Source organism: Sphingomonas sp. LY29, assembly GCF_035593985.1.
Lineage (GTDB): Bacteria > Pseudomonadota > Alphaproteobacteria > Sphingomonadales > Sphingomonadaceae > Sphingomicrobium.
In genome coordinates, this window is sequence record NZ_CP141587.1 from 456,616 (window position 1) to 476,118 (window position 19,503).

20 protein-coding genes and 1 tRNA gene are annotated in these 19,503 nt (G+C 63.8%); 2 read left to right on the forward strand and 19 right to left on the reverse strand.

From position 1 onward, the window contains the following. Positions 1–5: 5 nt before the first annotated feature. Positions 6–1,322 (reverse strand): sugar MFS transporter, encoded by a 1,317-nt coding sequence (locus tag SH584_RS02290; protein WP_324808232.1) that lies wholly within the window; start codon positions 1,320–1,322, stop codon positions 6–8. Positions 1,323–1,485: 163 nt separating this feature from the next. Between SH584_RS02290 and SH584_RS02295 the strand changes: the two genes are divergently transcribed. Then, positions 1,486–2,241, forward strand: a complete 756-nt coding sequence (locus SH584_RS02295) for an inositol monophosphatase family protein (protein WP_324808233.1) — start codon at positions 1,486–1,488, stop codon at positions 2,239–2,241. On the opposite strand, the gene hisIE is transcribed toward SH584_RS02295, so the two are convergent. The 8 genes from hisIE to SH584_RS02335 are packed head-to-tail and all read right to left on the reverse strand — an operon-like array spanning position 2,208 to position 9,030. Beyond that, complete coding sequence (gene hisIE, locus SH584_RS02300) at positions 2,208–2,837, reverse strand: bifunctional phosphoribosyl-AMP cyclohydrolase/phosphoribosyl-ATP diphosphatase HisIE (RefSeq protein ID WP_324808235.1); 630 nt, start codon at positions 2,835–2,837, stop codon at positions 2,208–2,210. The two genes, SH584_RS02295 and hisIE, sit on opposite strands and share 34 nt — an antisense overlap. Then, positions 2,834–3,601, reverse strand: coding sequence for an imidazole glycerol phosphate synthase subunit HisF (gene hisF / locus SH584_RS02305; protein WP_324808237.1), 768 nt, complete (start codon positions 3,599–3,601; stop codon positions 2,834–2,836). The genes hisIE and hisF overlap by 4 nt, the downstream gene beginning before the upstream one ends. Further along, positions 3,588–4,316 (reverse strand): 1-(5-phosphoribosyl)-5-[(5-phosphoribosylamino)methylideneamino] imidazole-4-carboxamide isomerase, encoded by a 729-nt coding sequence (locus SH584_RS02310; protein WP_324808239.1) that lies wholly within the window; start codon positions 4,314–4,316, stop codon positions 3,588–3,590. The genes hisF and SH584_RS02310 overlap by 14 nt, the downstream gene beginning before the upstream one ends. Next, on the reverse strand, positions 4,313–4,900 hold the full coding sequence (gene hisH / locus SH584_RS02315) for an imidazole glycerol phosphate synthase subunit HisH (RefSeq protein WP_324808242.1): 588 nt from the start codon (positions 4,898–4,900) through the stop codon (positions 4,313–4,315). Before hisH ends, SH584_RS02310 begins: the two co-directional genes overlap by 4 nt. Beyond that, positions 4,897–6,531 carry a histidinol-phosphate transaminase gene (hisC, locus tag SH584_RS02320; protein ID WP_324808244.1) on the reverse strand — a complete coding sequence of 545 codons (1,635 nt, stop codon included), beginning with the start codon at positions 6,529–6,531 and terminating at the stop codon, positions 4,897–4,899. The genes hisH and hisC overlap by 4 nt, the downstream gene beginning before the upstream one ends. Then, positions 6,528–7,793, reverse strand: coding sequence for a histidinol dehydrogenase (hisD, locus tag SH584_RS02325; protein ID WP_324808246.1), 1,266 nt, complete (start codon positions 7,791–7,793; stop codon positions 6,528–6,530). Before hisD ends, hisC begins: the two co-directional genes overlap by 4 nt. Further along, the gene (gene hisG, locus SH584_RS02330; RefSeq protein ID WP_324808248.1) at positions 7,790–8,683 is read right to left on the reverse strand and encodes an ATP phosphoribosyltransferase; all 894 of its coding nucleotides are present in this window, start codon (positions 8,681–8,683) and stop codon (positions 7,790–7,792) included. Before hisG ends, hisD begins: the two co-directional genes overlap by 4 nt. Next, complete coding sequence (locus SH584_RS02335) at positions 8,680–9,030, reverse strand: YerC/YecD family TrpR-related protein (RefSeq protein ID WP_324808250.1); 351 nt, start codon at positions 9,028–9,030, stop codon at positions 8,680–8,682. The genes hisG and SH584_RS02335 overlap by 4 nt, the downstream gene beginning before the upstream one ends. 1,154 nt (positions 9,031–10,184) lie before the next feature. Here SH584_RS02335 and SH584_RS02340 point away from each other — a divergent pair. Further along, positions 10,185–10,565 (forward strand): DUF2384 domain-containing protein, encoded by a 381-nt coding sequence (locus SH584_RS02340; protein WP_324808252.1) that lies wholly within the window; start codon positions 10,185–10,187, stop codon positions 10,563–10,565. Positions 10,566–10,717: 152 nt separating this feature from the next. On the opposite strand, the gene SH584_RS02345 is transcribed toward SH584_RS02340, so the two are convergent. The 10 genes from SH584_RS02345 to dxs all read right to left on the reverse strand — a co-directional run bounded on the left by SH584_RS02345 (position 10,718) and on the right by dxs (position 19,502). Beyond that, positions 10,718–10,792, reverse strand: a tRNA-Gln gene (locus SH584_RS02345). 75 nt (positions 10,793–10,867) lie between these two features. Then, positions 10,868–13,216, reverse strand: a complete 2,349-nt coding sequence (locus SH584_RS02350; protein WP_324808253.1) for a putative bifunctional diguanylate cyclase/phosphodiesterase — start codon at positions 13,214–13,216, stop codon at positions 10,868–10,870. A gap of 108 nt (positions 13,217–13,324) precedes the next feature. After that, complete coding sequence (locus SH584_RS02355) at positions 13,325–14,206, reverse strand: branched-chain amino acid aminotransferase (RefSeq protein ID WP_322840358.1); 882 nt, start codon at positions 14,204–14,206, stop codon at positions 13,325–13,327. A 51-nt stretch (positions 14,207–14,257) separates the two neighbouring features. Next, the gene (locus SH584_RS02360; protein WP_322840357.1) at positions 14,258–15,067 is read right to left on the reverse strand and encodes a pyrroline-5-carboxylate reductase family protein; all 810 of its coding nucleotides are present in this window, start codon (positions 15,065–15,067) and stop codon (positions 14,258–14,260) included. Position 15,068: 1 nt separating this feature from the next. Further along, positions 15,069–15,521, reverse strand: a complete 453-nt coding sequence (locus tag SH584_RS02365; RefSeq protein WP_322840356.1) for a type III secretion system chaperone family protein — start codon at positions 15,519–15,521, stop codon at positions 15,069–15,071. 47 nt (positions 15,522–15,568) lie between these two features. Next, positions 15,569–15,865, reverse strand: coding sequence for an accessory factor UbiK family protein (locus SH584_RS02370; protein WP_324808256.1), 297 nt, complete (start codon positions 15,863–15,865; stop codon positions 15,569–15,571). Position 15,866: 1 nt separating this feature from the next. Next, positions 15,867–16,400, reverse strand: coding sequence for a TspO/MBR family protein (locus SH584_RS02375; protein ID WP_324808258.1), 534 nt, complete (start codon positions 16,398–16,400; stop codon positions 15,867–15,869). Next, positions 16,397–17,140 carry a TlyA family RNA methyltransferase gene (locus SH584_RS02380; RefSeq protein ID WP_322841343.1) on the reverse strand — a complete coding sequence of 248 codons (744 nt, stop codon included), beginning with the start codon at positions 17,138–17,140 and terminating at the stop codon, positions 16,397–16,399. Before SH584_RS02380 ends, SH584_RS02375 begins: the two co-directional genes overlap by 4 nt. Continuing rightward, positions 17,137–17,487 (reverse strand): hypothetical protein, encoded by a 351-nt coding sequence (locus tag SH584_RS02385; RefSeq protein ID WP_322840353.1) that lies wholly within the window; start codon positions 17,485–17,487, stop codon positions 17,137–17,139. The genes SH584_RS02380 and SH584_RS02385 overlap by 4 nt, the downstream gene beginning before the upstream one ends. An 80-nt stretch (positions 17,488–17,567) precedes the next feature. Beyond that, positions 17,568–19,502 (reverse strand): 1-deoxy-D-xylulose-5-phosphate synthase, encoded by a 1,935-nt coding sequence (dxs, locus tag SH584_RS02390; protein WP_322840352.1) that lies wholly within the window; start codon positions 19,500–19,502, stop codon positions 17,568–17,570. Position 19,503: the final 1 nt, after the last annotated feature.

Consider the following 19,503-nt stretch of genomic DNA (forward strand, 5'->3'; position numbering starts at 1 on the left):
GACGGTCAGGCCAGTTCGCGCGTTTCCGGACGGCGAGCGAAGATGCCGAAGCCGGCGATGATGATGTAGCAGATCGCCGGCAGGATCAGCGCGAAGGCCAGGCTTCCGCTGGCATCGGCGAGCATGCCCGTCAGCAGCGGAATCACTGCGCCGCCAAAGATGGCGATGTTGATGATCCCCGACCCGTCGGCGGCCCGCGACCCCAGCTTTTCGCAAGCCAGGCTGAAGATCGTTGGGAACATGATCGAATTCATCAGGCCGATCGCAAGCAGGCTGTAGGCCGACAGTTCGCCGGTGGTGTTGGCCGAGATGAGGATCAGCGCGGTCGCGCCGATTGCCACGAAAGCGAGGATCTTGCCCGGGCTGAAGATGCGCAGGAAGTAGGAGCCGATGAAGCGGCCGACCATCGCACCGCCCCAGTAGTAAGCGATTAGCTTTCCAGCCTCGCCGTCGGAAAGGTTCAGGACGTGCGCCTGCATCAGATAATTGACGATCAGCGACCCGATCGCGACTTCGGCGCCGACGTAAAGGAAGATGCAGAGCGCGCCGTAGCCGAAGCGGCTGCGCTTCAGCAGTTCGAAGCCGGCGAGCGGGTGGCCCTTGACGTGCTGCTCGCCCTTCAGGCGGTTGCGGAACATGAAGACGACGCCCGCGATCACGGCCAGTGCCACGGCAAGTCCGAAGTAAGTGCTGACGATCGCGCTGGTTTCGGCGGTGCGATAGGCGTCGAGTTCGGCGCCCGATAATTCGTTGGCCGATACGGCGGCAAGCCCGCCGAGTATCAGCGCCGAGCCAACGATCGGGAAAACGGTGGTACCAAGGCTGTTGAAAGCCTGCGCAAAGGTCAGTCGGCTATGCACCGTCTTCGCCGGCCCGAGCAGGCTGATCAGCGGATTGGCAACAACCTGCACGATGACGATCCCGCTGCCGAGCACGAACAGCGCGAGGAGGAACAGGCCGTAGGTTGCGGTTTGCGAGGCGGGGATGAAGAGCAGGCAGCCGACCATCATGGTCAGTAGGCCCGCAACCGCACCGCGCATGTACCCGATCTTCTTGACGAGCTGCGCGCCGGGAATGCCGATGACGAGATAGGCGGTGAAGAAGCAGAACTGGACGAGCATCGCCTGCGTGTAATTGAGCGTGAAGAGCTCTTTCAGCTTGGGCAGGATCACGTCGTTGAGGCTGGTGATGCCGCCGAAGATGAAGAACAGCGCCATGACGAAATAGCGAAGATCAGGCGCATCGATGTGCCCCGCATCGCTTGCCGGCGCAACGGGATCGCTGCTCGAAGTCGTGTCGATGCCGGACGGTGCCATGGCCATGTCGCAAGTTCCCCCTTGGCCTCCAAGTCGAAGGAGGCGGCTTCAGCGCCCTTGTTTAAGGGCTTTGCCAAGGCTGGCAACATGGATTGCGCGCGGCCGCGGCGATCCTGTCCGTCGCCATTAGGAGCTTGGCGGAGCGCCCCTCCTTTGCCACAGGAACGGCATGACGCTTTCCAAGGACTTTCTCGACCAACTCGGCTCCGTCGCCCGATCGCAATTGACGGACGTCAGCACAGGGCGATGGGAAGACAAGGGCAGCGACCTGTTCGACCCGGTCACGAAGATGGATCGCGCCATCGAGCAGGCCATGCGCACCTCGATCCAGCAGGCCTTTCCCGACGACGCGATGCTTGGGGAAGAGTTTGGCTGGACCGGACAAGGAGCGCGGCGGACGTGGAGCCTCGACCCAATCGACGGGACCCGCGCCTTCATCTGCGATCTGCCGAGCTGGGCGGTGTTGGTCGGCGTGATCGAGGATGACGAGCATGTCGCCGGGATGATTGACCTCCCCGCGCTCGACGAGCGCCTCATCGCCATCGATGGCACGACGCTTCGCAACGGAGTCGCTTCCCGCACGAGCGGTTGCCGAGACCTTCGGTCGGCACGCTTGTCCACGACCGATCCGAATCTGTTTTCGTCCGACGAGTTCAACGATTTCGAACGGTTGCGCCGAGCGACGTTGGTCGCGCGTTTCGGCCTCGATGCGATGGCCTATGCGCGTGTGGCGACCGGCGGGATCGACCTAGTCATGGAAAGCGGGCTGAAGCGTTTCGACCTCGACGCACTCGTCGCAGTGGTGCGCGGCGCCGGCGGAGCGATCGGCGACTGGTCGGGGGGTTCCGATTGGGACCATGGCCGCATCCTCGCCGCCGCGACACGCGAACTTTACGACGAAGCGGTCGCCTTGCTTGCGGCGTGACGCGTTCGCAGTTCGTCGACCACCGACTGCCAGCGAAGTCCGCGCGACTGCAGCAGGATGGTCAAATGATAGACGAGGTCGGCGGCCTCGCTGACGACTTCGGCATCGTCGCCGGCCACGGCCGCGAGAGCAGTTTCCACGCCTTCCTCGCCGACCTTCTGGGCGAGGCGTTTCGTCCCTTCCGCCAACAGTCGGGCGGTGTAGCTGTCGGCCGGATCCGCGCGCCCTCTCTCGACCAGGCGATGCTCGAGTTCGGCGATAAAGCCCGTGCCCGGCGCAAGATCTTCGCCAAAGCAGGACGACGTCCCCGTGTGGCAGGTCGGGCCAGCCGGACGCGCGGTCACGAGCAGCGCATCGCCATCGCAGTCGGTGCTGATATCGACGACGGCAAGCGTGTTGCCGCTGCTTTCCCCCTTGCGCCACAAGGACTGGCGCGACCGGCTGAAGAAGGTGACGAAACCCTCGTCGATCGTCGCCTGCAACGCCGCGCGGTTCATGTAGCCGACCATTCGCACCTCGCCGCTGTCGGCATGCTGCACAACAGCCGGAAGCATCCCGTCCATCCGGTCCCAGGCAAGGTCCTTCGGTTCAATCATCGCCGCACCTCTACACCCTCATAACTGAGGTAATTCTTCAGATCGCCGATCGCGATCCGCCGATCATGAAACACCGACGCGGCCAAGGCCCCGCTCGCGCCTGACCGAAAAGCGTCAGCAAAGTGAGTCATCTCCCCTGCCCCGCCGGAGATGATCACCGGGACGTCGACCGCAGCGATCAAAGCGTTCAGTTGGACCAAGTCATATCCGGCACGAACGCCATCGCGGTCCATGCAGTTCAGCACTATCTCTCCGGCGCCAAGGCTCGCAGCTTCAACCGCCCAGGCTATCGTCTGACGACCGCTGCTACGCGAAGATTCAGGACGCCCCGTATATTGCTTCACGATGAGCGTCCCGTCGTCGTCGATCAGGCTGTCGATGCCCAGCACGACGCATTGCCGTCCGAACGCGCTGGCGAGTTCCGCGAGCAACCGCGGCCGCTCCAGCGCAGGAGAATTGACGCTCACCTTGTCGGCGCCGGCGGACAGGACGTCCCGCGCCGTCTCGACCGACGCAATGCCGCCGGCGACTGCAAACGGAATGTCGATGACCGCCGCCACCCGCTCGATCCACGCAAGGTCGACGCTCCGACCGTCGGCGCTAGCCGTAATGTCGTAGAACACCAATTCATCCGCACCTTCGTCGCGATACCGAAGCGCATGTTCAATGATGTCGCCGACGTCGCGGTGATCGCGAAAGCGGACGCCCTTCACGACGCGTCCGTCAGCGACGTCGAGACATGGAATGATCCTAGCCGCGGGCATGGGCGACCCCCTCGGCGACGGTGAAGCGGCGTTCCCAGATCGCCTTGCCGACGATGGCCCGCGACGCTCCGGCATCGCGAAGCTCGTCGAGATCGTCGAGGCTAGCCACGCCTCCCGACGCCTGCAATTCGATCCCCGGAAACTGCGCGAGGATCGATTGCATCAGCGCGAGGTTGGGACCGCTCAACATGCCATCGCGAGCGATGTCAGTCACCAACAGATGACGGACAGTCGGGAAGCGTCCGAGGACTGTCGACAGCGCTTCCCCCGACCCGGTCTTCCAGCCATGCGTTGCGACCATCGGCGTGCCGTCGACGATGTGAACATCGAGCGCGAGCGTCAATCGATCGGGGCCGAAGCTATCCAGCAGGGAGGCAAAGAGGTCGGAATTGTCGATCGCAAGGCTGCCGATGACGACGCGCAAAACGCCCGCGTCGAGCACGCGCGCCACCTGATCGCTTGTCCGAAATCCGCCGGCGACTTGCAGCTTGAGTGCTGCGTCCGCGGCCAACTCGACGAAGAGGTCATGCTGGCGCGGCTCGCGCGCCTTTGCACCGTCGAGATCCACGAGATGCGCCTCGACCGCGCCACCTTCCGCGAATTGCCGAAGCGCTGCGGCGGGATCGTCGGAGTAGCGCGTTTCGCGGTCGAAATCGCCCTGAGCCAAGCGGACGCAGCGGCCTTCGATCAGGTCGATGGCAGGCAAGATGATCATGCGGACAAAAATGCCTTCAGGAAGCGCGCACCGGCTTTGGACGATCGCTCGGGGTGGAATTGGGCGCCCCACCACGGGCCACTGCGGATTGCGGCGGGGACGACTGTCTCGCCGTAGGATGCCCGCGCGGTGGTCGCGGGACCATCGGGACAGACGAAGCTGTGCGCGAAATAGACGTAGTCGCCTTCGTTGAGGCCGAAGTCCGTTTCCGCGCTCAGCCGGCTCCACCCCATGTGCGGCACCGGAAAACCCGGCTTCGCAGGAATGGCGGAGACATTGCCCGGAACGACGCCCAACAGTGCGGTGCCGTCGTCCTCGTCGGACCGATCGAACAGCAGCTGCATGCCAAGGCAGATCCCGAGTGAGGGGCGTCGGCGCGCGCGCAATGCGTCCGCGATCCCGCTTCGATCGAGCGCCTTCATTGCCGCCCCAGCCGCACCGACCCCCGGTAGAACTAGCCGGTCGGCTTGCTCGGCGACACGCGGATCGGCCGACAAGGAGACGGTCGCGCCCAGGCGTTCGAACGCCAGTGCGATCGACCGGGTGTTGCCATAGCCGAGGTCGAGAACGACGACGTCGCTCACAACATTCCCTTCGTCGACGGCAGGACATCGCCGCGTCCTTCGATCGCGAGCGCCTGACGAAGTGCGCGCCCGAACGCCTTGAAGCAGGCTTCGACCTTGTGATGGTCGTTGTCGCCCTCGACCCGAACGTGGATCGCGGCGCCCAGGCTATCGGCAAGGCTTCGAAAGACGTGGGGCACCATCTGCGTCGGCATGTCGCCGACGCTTGGCATTGCAAACGTGCCATCGAATTTGGCGAAGGGACGTCCCGACAGATCGATCAGGACCTGCGCCTCGGTCTCGTCCATCGGCAGCGCGAAGCCGAACCGGCCGACGCCCCGCTTGTCGCCGAGCGCTTCGCGAAGCGCGGTGCCGAGGGCGATGGCGATATCCTCGATGCTGTGGTGTGGGTCGATCTCGACATCGCCGGAGCAGGCCAGCGTCATGGCGAAGCCGCCGTGAGCGGCAACCTGATCGAGCATGTGGTCGTAGAAGGGAACGCCGCTGTCGATCTCTCGCGGTTCGGTCTGGTCGAGGTCGATGCTCAGCGCGATGCGGGTCTCCTTCGTATCGCGAACAACCTCCGCTCGCCGACCTGCCGCCGCTCCCTCGATCCCGAAGATGGCGAGCAGCGCTGCGTTTTCCTGCGCGGTGCCGACGGTGACCCGAACCCCGCCCGGGGCGGCGTTCGGTCGGAAGCGCACGCGGATCGCCGCTGCGGTCAGCCGCTGAGCGAGGCTCGCGGGATCGGCCACTTCAAGGAAAAGGAAATTACCGCCCTCGCGGACAGACCAGATTTCCGGGACGGCGCGGAGTTGCGCGGCCAAGCGCTCGCGGTCAGAGAGAAGGTCGGCGATGCGCTTGCGATGCAGGGGTATCCGCTCCGGACCAAGCGCGTCGAGCGCTGCGGAAATGCTGGGGCCCGGAAGCGGATATGGCGGCGAGACTCGCGCCATCAGTTCGATCAGTTCTTTGCTGCCGATCGCAGAGCCGATGCGCGCGCCCGCTAATCCGTACGCTTTCGAGAGCGTGCGCAGGACGACGAGATTCGGGATCTCGCCCGCTTCGGACGACAGGCTCGGCGCATCGGCAAATTCGCCATAGGCCTCGTCGGCGACGACGATCGTGTCGGGAAGCGCGGCGGCGATACGGCGCACATCGGCCGGATCAACTGGCGTTCCGGTCGGATTGTTGGGCGTGCACAGGAACAGCAATTTCGGCGCGGCGGTGCGCATGGTCGCCAACACCGCCGCGGCGTCGAAGCGGAATGCGCCGGTCAGGTGAGCGCTGACGACCTGCGCGCCCTGCACGCGGGCGAATTGGGCGTAAGCGGAAAAGGTCGGTTCGACGATCCCGATGCAATCGCGGCCCGCTTCGCAGAAGGCGCGGATCAGCAGGTCGATGGCGTCATCGCTTCCACGCGTAACCCACAGCCGCTCCGCTGCGACGCCGTAGAGGTCGGCCAGTCGTCGCCGAAGCGCCGCCGGCTGGGGATCGGGATAGCGATTGATCGTCGGCTGTCCCGGCACCAGCGGCACAAACGGATTTTCGTTGGCGTCGAGACGAATTGTCCCCGGCAGCGGTGCACCGGCGATATCGACCGGGGGCAGCGACAGGATTGCAGGGCGCGCGAGGCGTTGCACGACGCTCATGCGACCGCCCTCGCCTCTGCGGCGCGCGCATGCGCTTCCAGTCCTTCGAGCCGGGCCAGCGCCGCTGCCGGTATCGCCAGGCTCGATGCCGCGGCCTTGCTCACCGACTGAACCGTCATCGCCTTCATGAAGGTCAGCGTAGACACCCCGCCGCTGAAGCGCGCCGCGCCGTCGGTCGGCAGGACGTGACTTGAACCCGCTAGATAATCGCCGAAGCTCTCGGCAGCCTGGTGCCCAACGAACACGGCCCCGGCATTGCGGATGGCAGGGACCAGCGCCGCCGCACCGTCGCAAGCGAGCGACAAATGTTCAGGCGCGTAGAGGTTGGCGATCGAGACGGCTTCTTCGAGATCAAAACATAGGACGTAGCGTGTCGGCGCAAGATCGCCGGTCAGCATCGCCGATTGCCGATCGACCTCCGCCGCCACCGCATCGAGCAAGCCTCCCGACGGCGAGACGACGATCACCTGGGCCTCGCGATCATGTTCGGCCTGGCTGAGCAGGTCGGCGGCGACGGTAACCGGATCGGAGCTGTCGTCCGCGATTACCATCAATTCGCTGGGTCCGGCCGGCAGGTCGATTCCCGGCCCGCCGGCCATCGACGCGACCAGTGACTTGGCGGTCGAGACCCATGAGTTGCCCGGACCGCAGATGATATCGACTGCCGGAATGTCACCCGCGCCGAATGCGAGGGCGGCGACCGCCTGCGCTCCGCCAATCGTCCAGATGGCGTCGATCCCGGCGATCTCGGCGGCAAGTGCGATCGCCGGATCGAGCCCACCTTCGGCACGCGGCGGCGTGACGACCACCAGTTCGCGCACGCCCGCGACACGGGCCGGGATCGCCAGCATCAGCAAGGTCGAAAACAGCGGCGCTTTGCCGCCGGGAACATACAAGCCGGCGCGGGACAGTGGGCGCCACAACTTGGATACGCTGAGACCAGGATAAGTGATGACCTCGGTATTCCGCGGCAGCGTCTGGCGGTGGAATGTCTCGATCGCGCGCGCGGCAAGGCGCATTGCTTCCTGAGCGGCCGCCGGCAAAATGCGCCGCGCCTCGTCGGCAAAGGGCGCGACCTCGATCGACTTCGGGGCGGCCCCGTCAATCCGGGTCGCGACATCGACGACGGCATCCCAGCCCCGATCGCGCACGTCATCGACGATCGACATGACAGATGCACGCAAGGCGGCGTCCCCGCGTCCGCGCGGCCGCGCCAACGCTTCCTCGCGCTGCGAGGTCTGGACCCAATCGAACCTGCTCACAGCATCATCTTTTCGATCGGCATGACCAGGATTGCCGATGCGCCGACGCTTTTCAGTTTTTCAAGCGTCTCCCAGAAGACCGATTCCTGGCAGACGGCCTGCACCGCGACATGTCCCGGGCGACCGATCAGCGGAACCACTGTCGGGGCATCGGCGCCGGGCAAAATCTCGGTGATTGCCTGGAGCGCGCTTTCGGGCGCGTTGAGCACGATATACTTGCTCTCCGCCGTCGCGATTACGCCTTCAATGCGGGTCAGCAAGGCGTCGGCCTTCGCGCGGTGCGGATGATCGATCGGGTTGAGCGTGCGCACCAGCACGGCTTCGCTGTCGAACACGTCCGCGACGGGCGCGAGGCCGTTGGCCTCCAGCGTCGCGCCGGTCGACACGAGGTCGCAGACGAAGCGCGCGATGCCGAGGCGCGGCGCGAGTTCGACCGCGCCACGCATCGTGACGATCTCCGCGGTCAGGCCGTGAGCGGCGAGGAAGCGACCGAGCAGCCGGGGATAGCTGGTCGCGATCCGCTGCCCGTCGAGCATCTTGAGCTGGAAGAAGTTGAGTGCCTCGGGCGCGGCGATCTTCAGGCTGCAGCGCCCAAAGCCAAGGCGCGCCACTTCCTCGATGCGCGGTTCGCTGAGGCCCAGCGAATATTCCTCGAGCACGTTCTGGCCGACGATACCGAGCTCGCACACCCCGTCGGCGACGAAGGTCGGGATATCGTCGTCGCGGACGAACATCAGGTCGAGCGGGAAATTCTCGGCGCGGGCGGCAAGCTGATTTTTGCCGCTCTCGCTCAGCCGCAGGCCGGCATCGCTAAGCAGCCGCCGTGACCGGTCGGACAGCCGTCCCGACTTCTGGATTGCCATGTGCAGGCGATTGCGATCGGGGCTCATGCCTTTTGTCCTGTCCGGTCGAGCAGCATTCGGTAGCCGCCGTTGTTTTCCTGTCGGAGGAATCGCGCCACACGCACGATCGTGGTGGTGCTCACCCCAGTCGCTTCATGAATCTCGCGATACGTGAGGTCGCCCGCGTTCAGCAGCTTCGCGACATGCCAGCGCTCGGCCAGCGTATGCACCTCCGCCGGGGTGCACAGGTCGGCGAGAAGCGCCATCGCCTCGTCCTTGTCCTTCAGCCGCACGAGCGCATCCGCAAGATCGGATGCCAACGCGTTGCGCGCTTCGGTCAAAAAAGATTTAGAACTCATGGTTTGTTTCACCGTGATATAACAGTGAAACTGCATTTAGTGTTGGAGCGAGCATCCGACAACCCCCAGCGTCGACGTGGCGTTCCGAAAAGTCCCGACGAATATCCGCTGATATCTGGACTACAGAATTCGATTGTCAGGGACGATCGGCATTCTCGCGGCAGCACGGAAGGCGCTTCAAGTTTGCTCGACTTCGAAAGAGCGCACCGGCGGCGAGACCGGATAAATCTCATGCGCTGCGGAGCAACCGTGCGAAAAGAGGAGGACACCTCAACCGTTGATGGCCGGCGTGGATGCGATCTAGGAACTAATCGATACAGGATGACGACGCCAGGAGACTGGGCAAACCGAAAATATCCGAGCTGCGAGAACACAAATGCTCAAGCCTAAGAGACTAGTGCTCTTTCGGGAGGAACTGCTTTTTATTGATTTTTGGCGTTGGCAAACCCGATGAAGGCAAGGACCAACCCGCCTTTGACTGGAGAGCCGTAGCGACGGCGGAACCTTGATATCTCGGGGCTAAGATTTTTCTCAGTTGTCGAAGGCCATCGGCGATTTTGCCAATTAATCCGCTGGGCATGACTCCTGCGAGGAATGCTATTTGCATTTTTTTCGGCGACATCCTCAAATTTTCGTGTAAGAACGAAGAGGGAACATCGAGAAGGTTATGGCACGACCAATTTTTCGAATGGTAGCTGTCGCCTCTCCGTCCTTTTTTCGAAAGTTGCTGAGCGCTGGTGTCTGATCAATCGCAAGGGAATGATCGCGATGCTTACCTTCTTGATGCGGGCCGCTTTAGATGACGTGTTTTCGCTTTTGCCTAGTTGGATCGCCCCAGATTCCTGTCATCGATTTACCGGTCGATAATATCTCGCAACTGAAGGCCCAGCTCAGAGGAATCAGGTACGTTGAAGGGCACATGGTGTCGATCGACGGAAATGCCACATCGTGCGATGTACTTATCCCAGTCGGCCGTATCTTGATAATCATGTTGGAAGACCAGCATCTGCCGGTGTAGACTGAATACTTCGCGCTTTTTTGGGCAAAATCCGCATCAGTCGATGCAGCATTAGGTCAAGGGGCACACGCATCGCATGCTCGGATGTTATTCGAAGAATTGAGATCGGTTCTTTGGAGGCTGCGTTACGAGTGTTTCGCCTTTGCCGTAATCGGATTTCAGGAGAGGCTCCATGTCCAACCAAGCCTTACTTAGAGACTTTGCACCTGCTGCACTGCGAGCCTTCTGGCGTATTGCTAATCGGTGGAAAATTAACGAGCAGCAACAGATGCTCGTTTTGGGCATAAATGACTGGGCTATTCTACAGACGTGGCGATCTGGCGATGTCGAATACTTGCCGAACGAAACAACCATTCGATTGTCTCACGTTTTCGGCATTTTCAAAGCTATAAATACGTTGCTGCGGAAGCCTGGCGCCGCAGACGACTGGCTATGGAAATCTAATGAAGCTCCTTTCTTGTCTGGTCAGAGCGCTATGCAGAAAATGCTTTCAGGCCGACTCGGCGACCTAGAGGAGGTTCGTCGATACCTCGACAGCGAACTTGGATCGTGAAACAGCCGCGGCTTGTAGGAAATCCACCAACCCGTTCTTCCCGCAGGAAGACCAATCATCGAAGGTGACGCTTCCCGAGCTGCAGAAGAGCTGCGCGGCTTCGTGCAAGGCGCGGCAAAGGGCCCGGCATGTGCTTCATCAAAAACATTAACTGGCTGGGGCGGCAGGATTCGAACCTGCGAATGCCGGTACCAAAAACCGGTGCCTTACCACTTGGCGACGCCCCAGCAGGCTGCGCCGCCGTTGCGGCGGGCCGTTGTCGCGGGGCGGCTTATAGGGGTTTCGGCTGCCTTGAAAAGGGGTCAGCCGGCGCGACGGCTTTGCGCGGCGGGTTCGAGGTCGAGGAGCGCCGGCGCCACCGGCCGGCCGAAGTGGAAGCCCTGCAGCAGATCGCAGCCCAGCGAGCGCATCACGTCGGCCTGCGCGGCGGTCTCGACGCCCTCCGCAGTCGTCTCGACGCCAAGGCCGCGGGCCAGCGCCAGGATGGCATGGACGATGGCCATGCAGTCCTTTGCGCCCTCGGCAGCGCCGCGGACGAAGCTCTGGTCGATCTTGATCTTGGCGAATTGCGCGCGGCTGAGATAGCCGAACGAGCTATAGCCCTTGCCGAAATCGTCGAGCACGAGGCGAACACCAAGCGCGCGCAGCCGCTCGAGCGAGGCAAGGGTCGCCGCATCGTCACCTAGGAAAACGCTTTCGGTGACCTCCAGCTCAAGGCGGCTTGGCTCCAGTCGGCTTGCAGCAAGCGCACCCAGCACGGTTCGGGCAAGACCCGCGCCCGACAATTGAGCGGCTGAAATGTTCACCGCCACCCGAAGCTGTCCCGGCCACCGCGACGCTTCCATGCAGGCTTCGCGAATGACCCAGTCGCCGATCTGATGGATCAGGCCGGCATCCTCGATGATCGGGATGAACTGGTCGGGCGGAATGTCGCCGCGGCGCGGGTGGCGCCAGCGCAAGAGTGCTTCGTGCGCTACGACCGCGCTGCTGTCGGCGGCGACGATCGGCTGGTAGGCGAGCGTCAGCCCATCGCTTCCCAGCGCCTCGCGCACGTCCTGTTCGAGCAGGCGGTGGTCTTCGGCCTCGTCGAACATATAGCGTTCAAAGAAGGCGTAGCCGCCGCGACCGGCCTCCTTGGCGCGATAAAGCGCGAGGTCGGCGCTTCGCATCAACTGCTCTTCGCGCGCTCCATCATTCGGTCCGATCGCAATCCCGATCGTCGCGCCGATGCGGAGCGTGGCTGCACCGATCGAGAAGCTGGCTGCAAGCCGCCCAACAATGATGTCGGCCAGGCGCGACAGATTTTCGCGGTCGGTGGCACTGGTCCAGATGATGGCGAATTCGTCGCCGCCAATGCGGCCGACCCGGCCATCGGTCCCGACCGCCAGTTCGAGGCGGCGGCCCACTTCGACCAGCAACTGGTCGCCTATTGCGTGGCCAAGCGTGTCATTGACGAGCTTGAAGCGGTCGAGGTCGACCAGCAGCAGCGCGCAATGCCCTTCCTCGTTCCAATGGCCCAGCGCCGCCTGTTCAAGGAGTTCGCGGACGAGCAGGCGATTGGCGAGGCCGGTCAGCGGATCGGTCCGTGCCGCGCGGACCGAGTCACTTCCAGACAGCCTGGATTCGGTGATGTCCGAGGCGACCCCGCGCCACCCGGCAAGGTCGCCGCGCTCGTCTAGGATCGGCTTCCCCGACAAGGACCACCAACGCTTGCGATCCGCCGAAGGAATGGCCCGGTCGCGGAACGTCGTGCCTCGTTCGAGGTCGTTGTAGAGGCTCCGCATACCCGACGAATGCCGCGCGATCTGGCCGTCGGGATCCAAGAGGTTGGTGTAGTGGCGCCCCACGACCTGACCTTCGTCGAGGCCGATCGCGAACAGCAGTTCGTTCGAGATTTTGGTGAAGTTCAGACGCGCGTCGAGCTCCCACAGGCCGCCGGACCCCGATGCTTCAAATTCGCGCAACAGCTTGATGATCTCACCCTGTTCGCGAAGCTCGATCCGGTCGCGGCTGTGCGTAAAGAAGCGGCGGGCGGTACTGAGCACGTTGGTCGCAAGGATCGTCGAATAAGCGAGCACCAGTCCGAACATCACCGGGCTGTCGACCTTGATGGCCAGCGCGGCGGCGCCGATCGTCAGGATCCCGATGTAGAGCAGCGCGGTTTGCGGAAGTGAGATCAGGGTCATGCTTCCGGCGCTCAGAAGCGCGGTCATCAGGATGCAAATGAACACCTTTTCGGATGGCGACGCGACTTCGAACCAGGCGATCGGGGGAATGACCCAGAAGAAAGCGAGGATCGCGACGACGACGCAGATGCCCGACAGGCTTGCCGGGTGTTCGTCGGCATAGTCGGCATCGTGGCGAAGGCGCCAGGCGCGAACGCCGCGCGCGAAACAGAGCAGCAAGACCGCGCCGAACCAGAGCCCGAGCTCAAAGTTCTCGACCGATCCGCGAAGGCCCACGACCATGATCGCGGCGGCGACGATCTGAACCACGACCGTGATCGGGACGAGCCGCAACATGGCGTCGATTTGGGATTCGCGAACCGCCAGCGCGATCCGATCCGACGGCGTGTCGACCGACAGGATGTCGCGCCAGCGCAGGTGGCGCGGCCGCTGGCGGCGCTCTACCCTGCCCTGATTACCCGACATCGCCAAACAACAAGCCCCGCAAGTCCCCCGACCTCATGCGCGGCAGTTGATAAACATCATATTGCAAAGAAACAATGAAGGCAGGAACTTGCCCGCCGTCGCGGCAGATCAGATCCGGCGGTTGACCAGATCGTCATAGTCGCGCTGTAGCTGCCGCGACAGGTCACCGACTTCGAAATTCCACGGGCCAGCCGACTGGACCAGCGTGACTTCGGCCGCCGAGCCGGTGAGGAAGAATTGCTCAAAGCTTTCGAGCTCCTCGGGCCAGATCGCCTTTTCGATCACTTCGATACCGCGACGCTTCGCAAGATCGATGACCGTCCGGCGGGTGATGCCGTCGAGGAAGCAGTCCGGGGTCGGCGTGTAGAGTTTCCCTTCGCGAACGAAGAAGGCGTTGGCGCCAGTCGCTTCGGCTACCTGCCCGCGCCAGTCGAGCATCAGCGCGTCGTCGTAACCGCGCGCATCGGCGTGTGCCTTCGACATCGTCGCGATCATGTAGAGGCCCGCCGCCTTGCTGTGCACCGGCGCGGTGTAGGGCGCGGGACGCCGCCACGGCGCCATGTCAAGGCGGATGCCCTTCGCTGCCTTCGCCTCGTCGAAATACTTGCCCCAGACCCAGCAGGCGACGGCGAGATGTGGCTTGGTCCCCTTGGGGCTCACGCCCATCTGCTCCGACCCACGCCACGCAACCGGACGCAGGTAGGCGTCGGTGAGACCATTAGCCTTGAGGACTTCGTTACAAGCCGCATCGATCTGCTCGACGCCCCACGGAAGGTCGAAGCCGAGCATCTCGGCGGAGTTGCGCAGCCGCTGGCTATGTTCGCTCAGCTTGAAAATGACGCCATTGTAGGCGCGCTGCCCTTCGAACACCGACGAGGCGTAATGCATCGCATGAGTCAGGATATGGACATTGGCATCGCGCCACGGACGCAGTTCGCCGTCGAACCAGATAAAACCGTCACGATCGTCGAAGCTGCGCGTCTCTGCCATTATTTGTCCCTGAAATGATTGGGTAGCGCGTAGGGGACCACCCCTTGGGCGTCAATTATCGCGGGCGGCGGCCGCCAGTTCCTGGCCGCGCCGGATCGCGGCGGCAAGCATGCGATCGACCAGCGATTGAACCCCATCGTCCGCATCGAGAACCGCAAGCCCCTCCTCTGTCGTTCCCTTCGGACTTGCGACGCGGCGGGCAAGGTCGGCCATCGATTCGCCGCTCGCGGCCTCCATAGCGCCCGTCCCGACCAGCGTCTGCACGGCAATCGCGGCGGCGAGATCGGGCGCGAGGCCGAGCCCCTCTCCGCCCTTCGCCATCGCGTCCACGAAGCGCGCGATGTAGGCCGGGCCCGAGCCCGCCACCGCGCCGATGGCCGAGAAGCTGACTTCGTCCGCGCACCATGGTGCAAGGCCCAGTGCGCCCATCAATTCTTCGATAACGCCACGATCGTCGTCGTTGACGTCGTCGCTGTAGAGTGCGGTCACGCCTGCGCGCTCGGAGACTGGCAGATTTGGCATCACCCGGACGATCGCTTTCGCGTCCGGGAATCGTTGACGCAGGCTTTCCGACGTCACGCCCGCCAGCATCGACACCAGCAGGGTCTGCTCACCGACGAAAGGGGCCAACGTGGGCGCGACCTCATCGATCTTCTGCGGCTTGACGCCCAACATCACGAAACGCGGCGCTTCGGCCGGAAAGGAGGTTACCGTGCGGACCCCGGTGACCGGCGTTGCACTCGGCCGGATGACGGTAACGCCGCCGAGATCCACCCCCGCGGCCCGCCAGCCTTCGACCATCGCACCGGCCATGTTGCCGCATCCGACCAGCCAGGCCGGCGAAGGAAATGTGGGCGTCACGTCAGGCTTCGCCTGCGGTGTCAATCAGCGCCGCCGAAATGGCCTCGGTCGGCGATTTTCCGCCCCACAGCACGAATTGGAACACCGGGTAGAAGCGTTCGCACTCCTCGATCGCGGCTTCGCTGATCGCTTCCGCCTGCTCGAACGGAAGCGTGTCATTCTCGGCGACCAGCGCGGCATGCCGGAACACGATCAGCCCCGACCCCGACCACAATTCGAAGTGACCGAGCCAGAGCTGCTCGTTGATCAGCCCGATCGTCTCGTACATCGCGGCGCGTTTTTCGACGCCGACCTTAATGTCGGGAAAGGCGAGGAACTGCAGCACCTGGTCTTCGCTGCGCCATACGCCCCGAAGCTCATACTGTGCCCAACTTCCCGTCGCCGAGGCAATGATCTCGCCTTCGCCCGCGCGTTCGCACGCCCAACCGCGCGCCTCGAAATACTGCTCGAGCATTTCAATCGGCGCGCCGTCGTCGCGTTCGTCTTGGTCGGCTTCCTCGCTCAGAGCGCGGCTCCGTCGATCGGCGGGGTCTTCGCAGGCTTGGCCTTCGGCTTTGCCGCGCCGGCTTCGAGCGCCGCGATGCGTGCTTCCAACAGGTCGTTCTGCTCGCGAGCGGCCATTGCCATCGCCTTGACCGCGTCAAACTCTTCGCGGCTGACGAAGTCCATACCGCCGACCCACTCGCGCATGCGCTCGCGCATCGAGCCCTCGGCCTCGCGGCCCATGCCGGCCATCGTTCCGGCGACCCCGTTCATCATCTTGACCAGGTCGTCGAGCATTCGGTTCTGCGACTGCATCTTATTCTCCAATGATCCCCAGCGGCGCAGCGTCGGCCCCGGGATTGAGCTTGCCCGTCTCATAGTTGAGGGCGGTGGCAAGGCACAGCCATAGTAGATAGGGAAGCAACAACCATCCTGCCACCGGGCGGATGCGCCGGAACAGATTGGCCGTCGCGGTCGCCACCAGCAGAATGACAAGGATCACGACCAGCGCGATCTCGATCATCTGCGCGCCGAAAAAGATCGGCGACCAGGCGAAGTTTAGCGCGAGTTGCACGAAGAACAGCGTCAGCGCAGTGCGACGCATCGGTGACGGCGGCTCGTTGAGGATCGCGGCCAGCGCGATGCCCATCATCGTGTAGAGCGTCGTCCAAACGGCCCCGAACGCCCAGCCCGGTGGCTGGAAGGCTGGCTTGACAAGGTCGGCATACCAGCCGTTCTCGAACCCGCTGTTCGATACAATGCCCATCACGGATCCGACGATGACGATCGCCGGGACGGTGATCAGCGCTTTCTTCCACAAACCGCGATCGTCGCGGGTTTCCGTCGTCATGCACGTTCCTCCCTGATGGCGCCGAGCAGAAACTCGACATTCCCCTCCGGCCCCGTAATCGGGCTCGGCTCGATCCCGCAAACGCGCCATCCCTTGGATTCGACCCATGCGGCGGCATCGGCGCAGACGCGCTCATGGATCGCCGGATCGCGGACGACGCCGCCCTTGCCCACCTCGCCTCGCCCCGCCTCAAATTGCGGCTTGACGAGCGCGACCAGCATTCCGCCCGGAAGCGCCAGGTCGAGCGCGGCATTCAGCACCTTGTGAAGCGCGATGAAGCTGGCGTCGCACACGATGATTTCGATGGCCTCGGGCACGATCGACGGATCGAGATCACGGGCATTTGTCTGCTCGTGGACGACTACCCGAGGGTCTGTGCGGAGTTTCCACGCCAACTGATTCGTACCGACGTCGATCGCAAATACCTTTGCGGCACCGCGGCTGAGCAGGACATCGGTGAAACCGCCGGTCGAACTGCCGACGTCGAGCGCGGTCGCGCCGGTCACATCGAACCCGAAGTGCGTCAATCCATGATCCAGCTTGATGCCCCCGCGCGACACCCAAGGGTGGTCCTTGCCCTTCACCGTCACGTCGGCGTCGTCGGCGATCAGGTCGCCAGCCTTTGCCACCGCCCGATCGCCGACGAAGACCTTGCCGCCCATGATCAACGCTTGCGCGCGGGTCCGGCTTTCGGCGAGGCCCCGCGCAACGAGCAACAGGTCGGCGCGAAGCCGGGTCACGCCGATCCCCTGATCGACCATCCCGCCATCAGGTCGAGATGCCGGCCAAGGTCCGCAACGCTCGGATCAGGGCCGAGCGGAAAGGTCGGGCGGACGTCCTGGCCGCGCATGGCGCCCCAGAAACGCGTGACGATTCCTTCGATTTCAGGCCGGTCGATCCAGATCATGCTTTCCAGACGGTCGTCGGGCCGCGGCGTCAGCGGGTCATGATAATGCGGCGCGAGCTGCTGCCATAGGAACCGCGTCGTCGTGGGCGTCACGCTGGCGCGAAGCATCGCCTTCTCGAACGACGCGAGATCGCCACGCGACCGTTTGCGCGACAGCCGTGCATGCTGCCGCCGCGCCATCGGCATCGTCAGAAAGAACAGAATGAACAGACCGATCAGCCCGGCAACCAGCCATTGGCCGAGGGTCCAGGTCGCGAAGTTCAGGCGATCGCTCCGCTTTCCGCGTCCGCGCCGAGGTCGTTGCGCCGAAGCGCCTTCAGCACGGTTTCGACGATGTGCGGCGCATTGAGCCCCGCCTCGTCATATTGCGTCATCGGACTGTTCTGGTCCTGGAACACGTCGGGCAAGCGCATGGTGCGCAGCTTGAGACCGGAATCGATCAGCCCCTCGTCGCTGGCGACCGTCAGCACGTGCGCGCCGAACCCGCCCACGGCTGCCTCTTCGATCGTCACGGCAACTTCGTGCGTGGTCAGCAACTTGCGGATTAGGTCCTCGTCGAGCGGCTTGGCAAAGCGCATATCCGCGACGGTGGTCGATAGCCCCTTGGCCTCGAGCATCTCAGCGGCCTTTTCGGCCTCTTCAAGGCGGGTGCCCAGCGAGAGGATCGCGACCTTCTTGCCTTCGCGAACGATGCGGCCCTTGCCGATCTCAAGCCGCTGTGGCGTCGCCGGCATGTCCAGGCCGCGTCCGTTTCCGCGCGGGTAGCGCACCGCACTGGGGCCGCTGTCGTGCAGCGCCATCGTGTGGACCATGTGGGTCAATTCGACTTCATCGGCCGCCGCCATCACCACGAAGTTGGGCAAGGTGCAGAGATAAGCGAGATCGAAAGCGCCCGCGTGCGTGCATCCGTCCGCCCCGACCAAGCCGGCGCGGTCCATTGCAAAGCGGACCGGAAGATTCTGAATCGCGACATCATGCACGACCTGGTCGTAGGCGCGCTGTAGGAAGGTCGAGTAGATCGCGCAGAACGGCCGATGCCCCTGCGCTGCGAGGCCAGCCGCAAAGGTGACAGCATGCTGCTCGGCGATGCCGACGTCGAACGTGCGCGTCGGGAATTCGGCCTGGAATTTGTCGAGCCCGGTGCCTGACGGCATCGCCGCGGTGATCGCGACGACCTTTTCGTCGCGCCGCGCTTCGGCGCTGAGCGCATCGGCGAACACCGCCGTATAGCTCGGCGGGCCGCCGCCCGGACCCTTGTCCTGCTTGCCCGACACGATGTCGAACTTGACCACGCCATGATATTTGTCGGCGGCGGATTCGGCGGGCTCGTAGCCTTTGCCCTTCTTGGTCACTGCGTGGATCAGGATCGGACCGTCGGCCGCGTCGCGGACATTCTCCAGGATCTCGACCAGCCCCTCGACGTCATGGCCGTCGACCGGACCGACATAGTAGAAGCCCAGTTCTTCGAACAAGGTGCCGCCCGTCGCCATGCCGCGGGCATATTCCTCTGCCTTGCGCGCCGCCTTCTCGACCGGGCGCGGAAGGCGCTTGAACACCTTGCGCGCGAAATCGCGGGTTTTGAGATATTTGCCTGACGATACCAGCCGGGCGAGATAATGCGACAGGCCGCCCACCGGCGGTGCGATCGACATGTCGTTGTCGTTGAGAATGACGATCAGCCGGTTTCCGGCCTCCTGCGCATTGTTCATCGCCTCATATGCCATGCCCGCCGACATCGCCCCGTCGCCGATCACCGCGATCGCGCGGCCGGGCCGGTTGGCAAGCTTGTTGGAAATGGCGAAGCCGAGCGCGGCGGAAATGCTGGTCGAACTGTGCGCCGCGCCGAACGGGTCATACTCGCTTTCGGCGCGCTTGGTGAAGCCGCTCAGCCCCCCGCCCTGCCGAAGCGTGCGGATCCGGTCGCGGCGACCGGTGACGATCTTGTGCGGATAGCATTGGTGTCCGACGTCCCAGATCAGGATGTCGTCGGGGGTGTTGAAGACGTAGTGGATCGCCACCGTCAGTTCGACGACGCCGAGACCCGAGCCAAGGTGCCCGCCCGACTGCGAAACGGCGGAGATCATTTCCTGCCGGAGTTCATCCGAAAGCTGCGGAAGTTCAGCCTTCTGGAGCTTGCGAATGTCGGAGGGTAGGTCGACTTGGTCGAGCAGCGGCGTGGAAGGACGTTCGGACATC